The sequence below is a fragment of the Lactobacillus sp. PV034 genome (assembly GCF_014522305.1).
Lineage (GTDB): Bacteria > Bacillota > Bacilli > Lactobacillales > Lactobacillaceae > Lactobacillus.
In genome coordinates, this window is sequence record NZ_CP041982.1 from 910,824 (window position 1) to 923,394 (window position 12,571).

Sequence of the window (12,571 nt, forward strand, 5' to 3'; positions counted from 1 at the left end):
TACTTTTAACGAAAAATTTTTGCATATAATCCTGCTTGACGCGGAGTTTTAATCTGTAACTTTAATCCGGTAACGATTTTGCGCTTCAGAGGTTTAGCACCCTCCATCCATGTACCAGTAAATACATGGATGGTCTTAGAATCTGACGATGGATTACACAATACCCCATCTGGATAAACATGAATTCCATAATTTAACCATTGTTCTTGATTATTAGGCTTAGCATGATATTTATCCTTCAAAATATCTGAAACTGAGACAGTATTTACGCCTGCCATTTGATTCTGACTATCAAATTCGAAATTTCGGTCATTATAGTAATCAAGCATGTCTTTTATTAACGGATGACCTGCTTCAGCTCCAAATACTGCAGTGAAAGGATTTTCCTTATTTTCAAATCCTACAAATGCACGATTATTCAGTAAACTGTGCAAATCATCTAAAACTAAAACATCAGTATCAAGATAAATTCCACCTTGCTCATAAATTGCTTTAGCTCGAATATAATCAGAAACAAAAGCCCACTTTTTTGCCTTATATGCTTGCTCAACATACTTATTTTCATGAATATCGAAATTATTTTCATTCCATTCGATAATTTCATAATCAGTTAAGTGTTTCTTCCATGTCTCCATGCACTTTTGAATTTTTTTAGGTTTTGGATTACCGCCAACCCAAACATAATGAATTTTTTTAGGAATCATTTTTTACCTCTATATTTACAAAATCTTTAATTGTAAAAAATTCTAAGATTTCTTCTAATTTTCTTTTGTTTTTATTTGCCACAATCATTGTTGCAGCTCCATCACCGATAATTTTCATTAGTTTCCAATAAAAATCATCTAATTTATTCTCTTTAATATATTTATTATAGAGCCTAATATCGGCACCAGTAAAAATCTTTAATTCTATAGGAATATCAATTTTAACTTTTTTAGTCAAATCATAATTTTGGGTAAAGTTAACAATCGCTTTTAAATAGGGGCTATCTAGACTCCTTACTCGACGACTGACAACATTTGGCGTAATGGCTCTAAGTTCTGTTTTTCCATGCCAAAATATTACCGGACAAATGCTAGATAAATGAAGTTTATTCATAATTCGATAGTAAAGCGACTGATATTTAAATACGGGAATTTTCAAATTACCAAGTATATGGTGTAATGTACGCAATTCGCCCGATAGGACATTAACACTACCATCGCTTGAATTTAAATAATTTCCTTCGAATACGCGATACTTTAACCCAATAAAATTAGAATTAATTACTTTTAATCCACTATTAGTTTGTGCATTATACCAGGCCGGTAAATTATTAGTTAAGTAATTTTCTTTTACTACAGTTTCAAATATTTCTCTACGCCAATAAGTAAAATCAACATATGGATTTCTTCCCAAGCCTAGGGCAGTCTTAGCTATGACTGTTTGACTATCATAATATGATTTAGTACGAATTATTTTTCCAGGGTGACCTTGCCCATCAATAGTTTGAATACCGATAAAAATACCATCACATTTTTCTCCCATTAAAGCCGCTGTGGCCCGATAAAAAACATTATTATCATATAACACATCATCCGAATGGAGTATATAGCAAATGTTTCCAGTAATATACTTTAAGCCATTTTTTACTGCATTTAATTGGTCTTGGTTACTTTGCTTAATATACCGTACTGGTAACTTATTATATTTCAAATAGCGCCTTATTACTTCCTCTGTATTATCAGTTGAGCCATCATCAACAATGACTACCTCCCAATCTCGGAAAGTTTGCTTCTTGACTGATTCTAGTGTCTCTACAATCGTAGACGCTCCATTATAAGTTGGAATGATAACAGAAATCTTTTTACTTTTAGTATTTAAATTAATATTTCCAAAAAAATTTATAAATGCAAGATAAATCAAGAAAAATATTACTAAAAGTGCAACATTAAAAATTTTAGGAGAAACGATGATAATGCTACTTTCAGCAATAAATAGATAAGCAAGACTTGTAATAATTACATGAATATTAAAAGTAAAAAGTTCTTTATCCGCAACAAGCAATTTTGCCAAGGGTACGACAATGATAATTCCAATTGCTTCAACTCTCCATGCTAGTTCAGAAGCATCAAAATCAGGTAATTGCGGCGTAAACCATATCAATCCTACAAGTAAAGTAATTACATAAACAATTAAAAGAGCTAATCGCAACTGTTGTGTATGCGTAATTACTACTTGAACTAAATAGAAAATAATTGCAAATAGTGAAATAAATATAATCAGCCAATCTCCTGCAGGTTCCATATTATTAGCAAGAATATTGAGGTTAAGTAGAACTAGTAAGATATTTTTAACTGTGAAATGTTTATTTAGAAAATAAAGACTAGCTGCAAAACATCCAATTCCTAAGCTGTAAACAAATGAAGACTCATTTAACGGATACCATTGGAAGAATTTAAAAACATTTAATATGCCAAGAGATACACTTAAAACCGTTATTGTTCTTTCGGTAAACCATTGATCTAAGCTACTTATATCACAAAAAAACAAAACAATTAACAGTAATAATGAGAGACTAGTTTCTAAAAGAAATTCAGTAAAAGTTGTCGTAAATGGCTCTAAAAATTGTAAAACTAAAGGAATTAAAAATAAAATTCCAATTAATATATTTTGTCTTCGTTTTTCTATAACCATTAAATCTCACCTAATAAAATTTTATAGTAATTTTCAATTGCTGCTAGTTGATTCTTCATAGAAAAAGTATTTGCAACATATTCTTTTTCACGTTTAGCAATCGCTTGTAAATCCTGGTTACTCATCTTATAAGCCTGTAAGATTTTATTTTCTATTCCTATTTGATCACCAATCTTAACTACAAAACCATGTTGATCATCAGGAATCATTTTTTTAATATCACCAACACTAGTAGATAAGATTGGAACTAAATTATCACTTGCTTCTAAAAGTACTAAAGGAAAGCTTTCAGAATAAGAAGTTAATACTGCTAAATCCATTTTTCGGTAAAGTTCGATTATTTGTTTATGGGTCAAAAAGCCATGGAATGTAACTTGATCTGATATACCCAAATCTCTAGTTAAAGCCCGTAAATTATTTAGTTCATTGCCATCGCCAACTATATGCAAATGGATCTCTTTATTATTAGTTTCTTTAAGAGCTTTTAATAAAAGGTCTTGTCCCTTAATTTTTTCTGCTCGTGCAACATTAATAATATTAAAAAAGGGGTGATCATATTTAGGTAAGATATGATCGTGGAAAAATATGCCATTGTAAATTACACAAATATTAGTTCTCAAAACATGAATTTTATTAACTAACAAATCTGCAAAATTCTGTGTTATTGCAAAAATTCCGTCCGCATTTTTTAGAGCATGAATATTTAATTTGGTAAATATATCCCCCATAATGCCTCGTCCTGCAAAATCTTTTAAAGGATCTGAATGAACAGTTATAACCCATTTGGCATTAATTTTTTTATGAATCATATTCAAAAATAAATTTGCTCGTGCTCCATGAGTATGGACAACATCAAATTCATTCCGATTAATATAATTAATCAGCCGTTTTAACACGGCTAAATCATAACGATTTTTTGCTCCTAAAATTGTAGTTTTTATACCAGCTTTTTTTGCTGCTTCAGCAACAGGGCCTCTGCTTAATGTTAGTAACTCAAAATCTTTATTTTCTAATTTAGCTTCAGTTAAAAGATTGACAAGATGATAGAGTCCGCCACCCTTTTCTAAACCTGCATTAATATGTAAAACTTTCATTAAAGTAAAATCTTTCTAATAATTATCAGTACAAAGATACTTATTTTTGCTTTTTGTTTCTTCGAACTTCTAAAACAAACTGTGGCAAAACTAACATCCTCTTGAATCGCGTAGGTTCTTTTAAAAGACGGTAAAACCATTCAAGATGAGCTTTTTGAAAAATTAGCGGAGCTCTTTTGGTTTTACCCGAAAAGACATCAAAACTTCCACCAACTCCCATCATTATTGCAGGCAAGTTATTTTTCCGTAAGATTGATAATAACTGCTCTTGCCGCGGAAAGCCAATTGCAGCAAAAACCATATCAGGCTTTTTTGCTGCAATTCTATTAGCTACTTTATCTAAATCATCAGTAAAATATCCATCTTCGTATCCAACGAGTTCAATATTTGAATACTCAGAGTCAATCTTATTTTTTACAGCTTGGATAACTTCGGGTTTTGCCCCAATTAAATAAACTTTTAACTTGCGCAAATTAGCTACATGGAGTAACCAGACAAACAGATCATATCCTGTTACTCTTTCATTAATTGGCGTTTTTTGCATCTTACCTGCTAAAACTATTCCAATTCCATCCGCAGTTACAATATCAGCTTTAGAATTGATAATTTTTAAAAATCTTTTATCCTTTTGAGCTAACATTACAATTTCAGGATTAGCAGTCACGATAAAAGTTGATAATCGTGAATCAATTCGTGAGATCAATTTATTTTTAAATTGTTCTAGAGAATAATTATCAAAATTAATCCCTAATACTTCCACTTTACTCATAAATACTTCTTTCTATTTTTAAGCCCTTTTTAGCATTTTCTTAATCATAAAGGCAATATCCTTATTAAGATCTAGCTTAAACAAAATCATCAATAAAGCATACAAAACCATTATTAGAATAGACTTCACTGCCATATTAATAAAAGCTGATGGAATTATATTGGGTAGTATCAACCCCACAACCAAGCAAAGTAAAGCTATTCCACCATATTTTGGAATATCTTTAAATACATAGGTAAATGAATAATCATCGCGGACAATCCAAACACGAAGGATACAAACAACTAATTCAACAATTAAAATTGCAATTAATGCTCCAGTTGCTCCATAGTGTTTATCTAAAAAGTAAGTTAAGATCAACTCACAAATAGCACCAATTACTACTGGAAGAGCATACTCTTTATCTCTTTGATTTGCTAAAGCAAATTGATTAGCAAAAACACCTCCAAGTGGAATGATAATAATCGTTAAAGTAAACCAAAACATCAAATTTGTCATTGGAATATATTGCTGACCAAAGAAAAATGGTACAAATTGTTTAGTATTAATCATAACAACTACTGCAAAAATACAGCCTAACATTACTGTAACTTCCAATGATTTTTTCAAAACTACCTTCTGTTTTTCTTTACCCTCAGCGGCCATTTTGGGCATCATCACTAAAGTAATACTAGTTATAACACCCAGGATCATATTTGAAATTCTTTGCGAGTTGTCATAAAAAGAAACTTGAGTTGAATTTTGGTACCAACCCAGAATCGGTTTATCTAATGAAGTATAAACCTGAGTCGCAATTTGAGGAATTAAGAGTGTAACAATTGCAATAGCAGATTCTTTAAACTTATAGAAATGTGGCCTAGGTTTTCCAACATAATTTTTGATATTTATCCAAAATACAAATGAACCTAGTAAGGTTGATAAAGACATGATCAACATATATTTCCAAAGATCACTTGGATTTTTGACTAGCATAAATATTAATCCAACTGATAATAATTTTACAGTTGTATTTCTTAAAACGACTTTGCCAAATTCTTGTAATCCCTGAAAAAACCAAGCAATATCCAACTGAGCTGATATCATAAAAGGAATCATTAATAAGATATAGTTCCAATACTGAACCTTAGCAAAATAGACTATTACTATGGTTGCCACAATCATTATGACGCTTGCTAAAGCCTGGAAATACCATAATCCCCAAAATGCTCTTCCCAATTCTTCTTTAGTACTTTTGGCTCTAATTCTGGAAACAGTACGCATTCCAATATATGATACAGATATAGAACAAAATACCATTAAGAACTGAATTGTATTATTGACACTACTATAGATACCATAAGTACTAGGTCCTAAATTTCGTGACAAATATGGTACTGTGACCAATGGCACAAGTACTAAAAAAATCTGATAAATCGCATTATAAAAAATATTTAATAATGTTCGTTTCAAAACAATTTCACCTTAACTAAAGATTATCAAAATTACGTTTACAATTATTTTGCAAAGGTGCAGTATAGGAAAGTTTTAGCCAGTATTTTCGTTTTTCTTCAAAACTTTCATTACTTAAGGTTGCAATCTGACTAACCAATTCTCTTTGATTATTAACGGTTGGACCCGGAACCACATCTTCATATGGATCAATTAATAATCCACGAGTTTTTTCGTATTGCTCTAAATAATTAGTAATGAAAATTATTGGTTTATTTAAATGTAGATAATCAAAATATATTGAAGAAAAATCAGTCATTAAATAATCAGTTAATCCTAATAATTCGTAAAGATCATAATTATTTTCTTCCAAATAACTGTTATTTAAAAATACAATATTCGAATAATTCTTTCCCTTATTCTCGAACAATTTCATTTCATATGGATGTAATTTGATAATAAGGTAATGATGAAGTTTTCGTAACTCTTGATTTAACTTTTCTCCATCAAAATCAGCAAAAGCAAAAAAATTACCCATTTTAATTTTATTCATTACTTCTTTATCATCCAATTCAAAACGAAAAGTTGGCATATAAATTCCGACTTTGCCATCTTTATCATTAGTATTAAAAAGTGAATTTAAAAGCTCTTTTTTTGAAACTACAGGTGCATATAAGGCATCGATTCTTGGAAAACCATTATTAATATATTTTTTACCCTCAATTCCTACGCACGCACTCATCAAAGTATCATATAAAGCACTACTGGAGATTACTCGATCAGCTATATTTTGCCAAATTTTCATATTATGCAGGTCATTTTTATAACTATCGTTAGCAGCCATGAAACCCATCCGTTTTAAAGGAATTCCATGCCAAAAATTTGTACATATTTGTTTTTTCTTTATCTTAAAAGGTTGATGGGTAGTAAAAAGGTACTTGGCTGCTGCAATTTTCTTCCATGTTTGCCAAGATAAATGGGAACTTGGCCATGGTTCCACTAAAACTGTTTCAACTTCGGAATGGTTAACTTTTAGATATTTATAAAAAATATAACCATTCGAACCTGAGCGACCACTACCGTTCAATATTACATATAAATTATCATCTGTTGGAGTCCAACGTAAAATAAACTTAATAAAATTCAAATATATCTTAAATAAAAAATTTTTCATGTTTTCTCCTATAATATAGTTATTTTAACAAACTACATCAGGATAAAATAAAAAAAATTTAAACTTTTACTATTTCTTCACTTATATGTTTTGTTAAAATTGAATTATTATAAGGAGACAACAATGAAAAAAATTATTACTTACGGTACTTTTGACCTCTTACATTATGGACATGTACGTTTGCTTAAGCGCGCTAAAGAATTGGGAGATTATTTAATTGTAGGCTTATCGACCGATGAATTTAATGAATTTAAGAAACATAAGCAAGCTTATAATGATTATGCAGAAAGAAAATATATTCTTGAAGCTATCCGCTATGTAGATGAAGTAATTCCTGAAGAGGATTGGGATCAAAAAATCAAAGATGTCCAAAAATATGATATCGATACATTTGTAATGGGTGATGATTGGAAGGGGCAATTCGACTTTCTTAAGCCATATACCAATGTTGTTTATTTACCCCGTACTCCCGGCATCTCTACCACTAAAATAAAAGAAGATCTTAAATAAAAAGTGCATTACTTAAGTAATGCACTTTTTATTAGTTATTATTTTTGGAAAAAGTAAATTCAAACCTATCAGCTACATAAGAGGCAAGAACATACTCAAAAGGTTGTCCATTACTTAACTCCGTTATTTGCCGACGTGTAACTAAGGGATCACCTTTATTAATCGATAAAAGTTTAGCATCATTCTCATTTGCAACTGCAGCTCCGATATTTTCAATAACATTTCCGATCTTATAACCTCCAGCATTTTCTAAAGTTTTATATAAACTAGAAGCGATCTCATCTTTGGAAAACTCAGCAATCAAAGGAGAAGGAATTGCTGCCACTTCGTAACAAATAGGAATATTATCAGCTGATCTAACCCGTTCCATCCGCAGTACTGAAGTATCATCATCAATTTTAAGTTTTTCTTTTTCAGATAGAGATGGTTTTGTTATTCGATAAGAAATTAATTTATTAGTTGGTATTTGACCATTAGCACGCATAATTTCTGTAAATGACATGATACCTGACATTTTTTCTTGAACTTTTTGACTCGCTACATAAGTTCCACTGCCAAGTCGTCTTTCTAAAATACCTTCATCTTCAAGTGTCTTAATGGCTTGTCTTAATGTCATGCGTGAAACATTAAATTGCTGCGCCAAATGTCGCTCAGCAGGTATTCTTTCTCCAACTTTATATTTTTTATTTTCAATATCACGTTTTATTTGATTATGAATTTTTATATAAATAGGTTCTTGCATAAAAAATCTCCAGGTCTTTACTAAATTTTATTCTCTAGACCACAAGTTTTATTTTTAAAACTAATCGTTCTTTTTTATTTTCCATTTCAAACCAATTATATCAATATTTGATTCACTAAGTCCTTCAATATCTATACTTTCTTGACTGGCAGAAAGTACTTTTAGTTTTATTCTTGAATTATCATGCACTGCCATAAGTGAACCATTAGGATTTAAAATTAGATCTTTTCCTTTTAAAATAGCATTTTTATTAAGAGCTAAAAAGTATTCAAAATGATTTCCTCCCGAAAAAGCTGTTCTTGTTGCATCAGCCTTCACTTGATCCTGAAAATCTGCATGACTGAGAATTGTACAATTGTTCAAAGTTATTTGCGCTTGATCACATACAATTAAGCGATCCATTCGGCAATTTTGCATGATAAGTTTTACTTTTTTATCAACAAAAACTCCCCCGGCAAATGTGCATCTAATTATATTAGCCCAGCTTTCATCTGATAAATAAAGTGCTGTATCATCGCGCGCTAAAATACTAGAATTAATCATATTCATCCAGGTTGAACCATGAACTAATAATTTATCAATTTGACTATTATTAATATCCAATTCACTGTTAGAGCCAGGATAAGTACTGACACTGCCATTTATTTTTGAACTAGAAATAATGGCTGTCCCTTTTCCTTGAATACCTATAGCGGCATATTTATCCGATGGATAATCAATTAAGCTATCATTCATTGTTATTCTAAAATCAGCACTTTCAAACAGAGACAAACTTGCTCCAACAATTTTCGTTGAAAAAAGCTCAAGAGTACATTTTCCATTAATTGCAATTCCAGCAGTATCATCATTGCCACCATGAATCACTGCGTTTCTCATTGTTAGATATGTATTTGCTGCGTATTCTACAAAGATAGCATTATTTTTAGTTTTAGTATTAAGAGCAATATTTTCTAAAGTAAAAAAACTACAATCTTCGCCTAACACAAAATATCCTTCTATTACAGTATCTTCAGGACTAGAACCCGTTCCCTTAATAGTTAGATCAACTACATTAAATCCTGGTTCTATTTGATAATAGCCCGGTTCTAACAATAAAACGTCATCAGGTTGAATATTCTTAAGTGCTTCTTTCCACTCTACTTCATCTCCAGCAGATCCTACCTTAACCAACCTTGTCATGACTTGTTTCCTTTCTTCCAAAATTATTCATAATTAATTCCACTTTCCTCCAAAAAATATCTATAAAATTTAACTTATGGAGGTATAAAATATGACTGTGATTTCAATTAAAAGTATTAATCAACATCTAAAAAACAATCCTAATAGCTATTTGATTGACGTCAGATCTTCAATCGAGTTTGCCACTGGTCATATTCCAGTAAGTATTAATTTTCCTCTTGATGAATTAATTCATTTTAATTTTCCAAAACATCATTCATATCTTCTAATTTGTAATACTGGTCGACGCGCAAAAGAAGCTTATGATTATTTAAAAGAAAAAGGATATGGGAATATTTTTCATATAAAAGAAAACATATTTTCTTGGCACGGCAAACTCGCACATGATTTTTAAATAAAGAAATAAAAAAAGACCATCAGAGATGGTCTTTTTTTCGGGTTGGGTGTTCTTTAAGAACAATTGGGTTAGCTGGATTCGAACCAGCGCATGATGGTACCAAAAACCATTGCCTTACCACTTGGCTATAACCCAATAACGATGGAGGCCAGTGGATTCGAACCACCGAACTCAGAGAGAGCGGTTTTACAGACCGCCGCGTTTAGCCACTTCGCTAGGCCTCCTTAACGTTACTCAACTATAATACAAAAATTAATTGAGTAATGCAAGAAAAATTATAACTTTTCTTCTACTTTTTTACTAAAGCCCAATATACTTATTAAAGTTAGCATCATCCCTATTATCGATCCAATAAGTTGACTATTTTCTTTAACACCAGTTTGAGGAAGCTGTCCTTTTTTACCATCAGCAGCAGTTACGACAGCATTTTCACTTTTTTGGTTAGTATTAGATTCAGCTCCACTTGAATTATTATTTGAGGTATTACTCATTTCAGCCCTCTCTTCAAGTGGTGTATAAATAACTGTAAATATTAGATTTTGACTATCAGGATTTATAGTTTGAGGATCAACGATATTCATATTAGCTTTATAACCTGAAATTTCTGGTGAAGGCACAGCATCAAAGGTTTGGCTTCGAGTATTCCAACCACCACCTGGATTTACAATCATCCTATTTGCTTTGTTTTCAATATCCACTCTTGAAAAAGAACGAGTAACAGTTTTAGTAGGGGCAGCTTGGCTTCCATCCTCATATACATAATTAATAGTTTCAGTAACATTATGTATTTGCGTTACATCTTCGTCTGCTCTATTAACTTTTATATTTTCTGAATGTAAATTATTACTACTATTAATAGTATCGGCATGAGCAGTAGAACCTAAAAACAGCGTCCCCATTAACATTCCCAGGGTAATTGTAGGTAAACTAACTTTTTTTAAAATATTATTTTTCTTTATCATAAGTATCATCCTAATCCCTCTAATTCACTTTACCTACATTGTAGACCCTAATTTAATAGAAACAAAAAAAGAGGTATTAATACCTCTTTTTATTTTAATTGAGCAATATGTTTTTTGATAATTGATGCTGAATCTTGTAATTTTTGTTCTTCAGCTTCAGTCAACTCAAGTGCTGGAACTTCTTCAATCCCATCTTTTCCAATAATTGCAGGATAGCCAATATAGGTACCTACTTCATCTAAGAATACTGATGTCGGTGCAAATAAACGCGCATTTGCAAAGACAGCCTGCATTAATCTAACTCCGCAGGTAGCTATAGCATAAGAAGTATATCCCTTTCCAGCTGCGACTCTCATCGAGTTCTTATTGGGCTGCGCACCCAAAGTTTCTTCTTCAGATTTAGAAAAAAGCTCATTTGCACTTTTACCATTTACTCGTACAGTTGACCAAGCAGTAAACTGTGAGGCGCCGTGTTCTCCTAACACAAATCCTTCTACACTTCTTGGGTCTTCGTTTAACTTTTCACCCACAATTCGTTGCATCCGTGCTGTATCTAAAAAAGTTCCGGTGCCAAATACTTGGTTCTTAGATAATCCTGTACTCTCTTGTAAAAGAGTAGAAATTGCATCACAAGGATTTGAAATATTAATTATTACACCATTAAATCCACTTGCTTTAATTTGTTGACCGACTTCTTGAGTATTCTTAGCATTAATGTCAAATTCTCCAAAACGATCACCAGTTTTTACTGTAGCAGCAATATCACCGAAAGCTGTAATAATTACATCAGTATCTTTTAATTCTTTCCAATCTTGCCTTACAACATTTACATAATAATTATTGCGTGCCAAAGTATCGCGTAAATCGTTATACTCGGCTTCTACTTTAGCTTGATTTTTATCCAATAATACTAAGGTATCAGCATAACCATGAGTAAAAATTGTATAAGCTACTGTTGCACCAACATGTCCTAATCCAATAATTGCTACTTTTCTCATTTCTCCTCACACTCTCTCGTTCCAACAAATGATTGACTATTCTCTTTCCTAATAGTATAAGACTAAAAACTCCTAAATAATGCTATTAGCTAACAAATATAGTATTCTTAGCCTTCCAATCACGTAGTTTTATTCCTACCCAAAAACTATAAATCCCTACGGTAATAATTGATAGAACTAGCCATTTAATCCAATTACCAAATAAACCTACTGCACTACCTACAAATTTCATTCGATGTCCTTCAATGACTGTGTGGTTAGTTTCCCAACCATATATTAAACATAAAGCCCAAGGAAAACAGATCCCAAATGTACATACTGTTAAAATAAAGCCTAATATTCTCCAGCCAATATAAGCAAATAGGCCACCATCAAAAAAAGAATCTCTACCATGTCTAGTTTCCACTATCATAACCTCCATTTTTTATATCCATAATTATCGTACTTTTTAAGTAAAAAAAAGCTAGGTCCTTCTGACCTAGCTTAAATATTGGGTTAGCTGGATTCGAACCAGCGCATGATGGTACCAAAAACCATTGCCTTACCACTTGGCTATAACCCATTGTCCAGTTAAACTTTTTACTTGTCGTTCAACATATATAAATATAAGGGAATTTATTTCACAAGTCAATATTAAAATAT

Annotated in this window: 13 protein-coding genes and 3 tRNA genes; 2 read left to right on the forward strand and 14 right to left on the reverse strand. The window is 31.4% G+C overall.

Features of this window, described 5'->3' with window-relative positions; translation table 11 throughout:
• Positions 1–5: 5 nt before the first annotated feature.
• From FP432_RS04690 to FP432_RS04715, 6 genes are read right to left on the reverse strand one after another with little or no spacing between them, the layout of a single operon-like run.
• Positions 6–704, reverse strand: coding sequence for a glycosyltransferase family 32 protein (locus FP432_RS04690; RefSeq protein WP_265488173.1), 699 nt, complete (start codon positions 702–704; stop codon positions 6–8).
• Positions 694–2,676 carry a glycosyltransferase family 2 protein gene (locus FP432_RS04695; protein ID WP_265488174.1) on the reverse strand — a complete coding sequence of 661 codons (1,983 nt, stop codon included), beginning with the start codon at positions 2,674–2,676 and terminating at the stop codon, positions 694–696. Before FP432_RS04695 ends, FP432_RS04690 begins: the two co-directional genes overlap by 11 nt.
• Positions 2,676–3,770, reverse strand: coding sequence for a glycosyltransferase (locus FP432_RS04700; protein ID WP_265488175.1), 1,095 nt, complete (start codon positions 3,768–3,770; stop codon positions 2,676–2,678). Before FP432_RS04700 ends, FP432_RS04695 begins: the two co-directional genes overlap by 1 nt.
• Before the next feature lie 40 nt (positions 3,771–3,810).
• On the reverse strand, positions 3,811–4,539 hold the full coding sequence (locus FP432_RS04705) for a WecB/TagA/CpsF family glycosyltransferase (protein ID WP_265488176.1): 729 nt from the start codon (positions 4,537–4,539) through the stop codon (positions 3,811–3,813).
• A gap of 18 nt (positions 4,540–4,557) precedes the next feature.
• Positions 4,558–5,988, reverse strand: a complete 1,431-nt coding sequence (locus FP432_RS04710; protein WP_265488177.1) for an oligosaccharide flippase family protein — start codon at positions 5,986–5,988, stop codon at positions 4,558–4,560.
• Between the two features lie 16 nt (positions 5,989–6,004).
• A complete protein-coding gene (locus FP432_RS04715) occupies positions 6,005–7,141 on the reverse strand; it encodes a CDP-glycerol glycerophosphotransferase family protein (protein WP_265488178.1) in 1,137 nt (378 codons plus the stop codon).
• A 123-nt stretch (positions 7,142–7,264) separates the two neighbouring features.
• On the opposite strand from FP432_RS04715, the gene tagD reads away from it, so the two are divergent.
• On the forward strand, positions 7,265–7,651 hold the full coding sequence (tagD, locus tag FP432_RS04720) for a glycerol-3-phosphate cytidylyltransferase (RefSeq protein ID WP_265488179.1): 387 nt from the start codon (positions 7,265–7,267) through the stop codon (positions 7,649–7,651).
• A 31-nt stretch (positions 7,652–7,682) separates the two neighbouring features.
• Here tagD and FP432_RS04725 read toward each other — a convergent pair whose 3' ends face one another.
• Positions 7,683–8,393 (reverse strand): GntR family transcriptional regulator, encoded by a 711-nt coding sequence (locus FP432_RS04725; RefSeq protein WP_265488180.1) that lies wholly within the window; start codon positions 8,391–8,393, stop codon positions 7,683–7,685.
• Positions 8,394–8,453: 60 nt separating this feature from the next.
• A complete protein-coding gene (locus tag FP432_RS04730; RefSeq protein ID WP_265488181.1) occupies positions 8,454–9,572 on the reverse strand; it encodes a hypothetical protein in 1,119 nt (372 codons plus the stop codon).
• 91 nt (positions 9,573–9,663) lie between these two features.
• Between FP432_RS04730 and FP432_RS04735 the strand changes: the two genes are divergently transcribed.
• Positions 9,664–9,966 (forward strand): rhodanese-like domain-containing protein, encoded by a 303-nt coding sequence (locus FP432_RS04735; protein ID WP_265488182.1) that lies wholly within the window; start codon positions 9,664–9,666, stop codon positions 9,964–9,966.
• Positions 9,967–10,032: 66 nt separating this feature from the next.
• Here FP432_RS04735 and FP432_RS04740 read toward each other — a convergent pair.
• From FP432_RS04740 to FP432_RS04765, 6 genes are all read right to left on the reverse strand, one after another.
• Positions 10,033–10,104, reverse strand: a tRNA-Gln gene (locus FP432_RS04740).
• Positions 10,105–10,111: 7 nt separating this feature from the next.
• Positions 10,112–10,193 (reverse strand) — tRNA-Tyr (locus FP432_RS04745).
• A 51-nt stretch (positions 10,194–10,244) separates the two neighbouring features.
• The gene (locus FP432_RS04750; RefSeq protein WP_265488183.1) at positions 10,245–10,931 is read right to left on the reverse strand and encodes a mucin-binding protein; all 687 of its coding nucleotides are present in this window, start codon (positions 10,929–10,931) and stop codon (positions 10,245–10,247) included.
• A gap of 89 nt (positions 10,932–11,020) precedes the next feature.
• Entirely contained in the window at positions 11,021–11,929 is a 909-nt protein-coding gene (locus tag FP432_RS04755) for an L-lactate dehydrogenase (RefSeq protein WP_265488184.1), read from the reverse strand.
• A gap of 85 nt (positions 11,930–12,014) precedes the next feature.
• Positions 12,015–12,335, reverse strand: a complete 321-nt coding sequence (locus FP432_RS04760) for a DUF898 family protein (RefSeq protein WP_265488185.1) — start codon at positions 12,333–12,335, stop codon at positions 12,015–12,017.
• Between the two features lie 84 nt (positions 12,336–12,419).
• Positions 12,420–12,491: transfer RNA gene (locus FP432_RS04765), tRNA-Gln, on the reverse strand.
• Positions 12,492–12,571 lie beyond the last annotated feature (80 nt).

What these genes read in the sequence shown, in the direction of transcription:
- FP432_RS04690 (WP_265488173.1), bottom strand. Translation starts at nt 704, where the DNA reads ATGATTCCTAAAAAAATTCATTATGTTTGGGTTGGCGGTAATCCAAAA.
- FP432_RS04695 (WP_265488174.1), bottom strand. Translation starts at nt 2,676, where the DNA reads ATGGTTATAGAAAAACGAAGACAAAATATATTAATTGGAATTTTATTT.
- FP432_RS04700 (WP_265488175.1), bottom strand. Translation starts at nt 3,770, where the DNA reads ATGAAAGTTTTACATATTAATGCAGGTTTAGAAAAGGGTGGCGGACTC.
- FP432_RS04705 (WP_265488176.1), bottom strand. Translation starts at nt 4,539, where the DNA reads ATGAGTAAAGTGGAAGTATTAGGGATTAATTTTGATAATTATTCTCTA.
- FP432_RS04715 (WP_265488178.1), bottom strand. Translation starts at nt 7,141, where the DNA reads ATGAAAAATTTTTTATTTAAGATATATTTGAATTTTATTAAGTTTATT.
- tagD (WP_265488179.1), top strand. Translation starts at nt 7,265, where the DNA reads ATGAAAAAAATTATTACTTACGGTACTTTTGACCTCTTACATTATGGA.
- FP432_RS04725 (WP_265488180.1), bottom strand. Translation starts at nt 8,393, where the DNA reads ATGCAAGAACCTATTTATATAAAAATTCATAATCAAATAAAACGTGAT.
- FP432_RS04730 (WP_265488181.1), bottom strand. Translation starts at nt 9,572, where the DNA reads ATGACAAGGTTGGTTAAGGTAGGATCTGCTGGAGATGAAGTAGAGTGG.
- FP432_RS04735 (WP_265488182.1), top strand. Translation starts at nt 9,664, where the DNA reads ATGACTGTGATTTCAATTAAAAGTATTAATCAACATCTAAAAAACAAT.
- FP432_RS04750 (WP_265488183.1), bottom strand. Translation starts at nt 10,931, where the DNA reads ATGATAAAGAAAAATAATATTTTAAAAAAAGTTAGTTTACCTACAATT.
- FP432_RS04755 (WP_265488184.1), bottom strand. Translation starts at nt 11,929, where the DNA reads ATGAGAAAAGTAGCAATTATTGGATTAGGACATGTTGGTGCAACAGTA.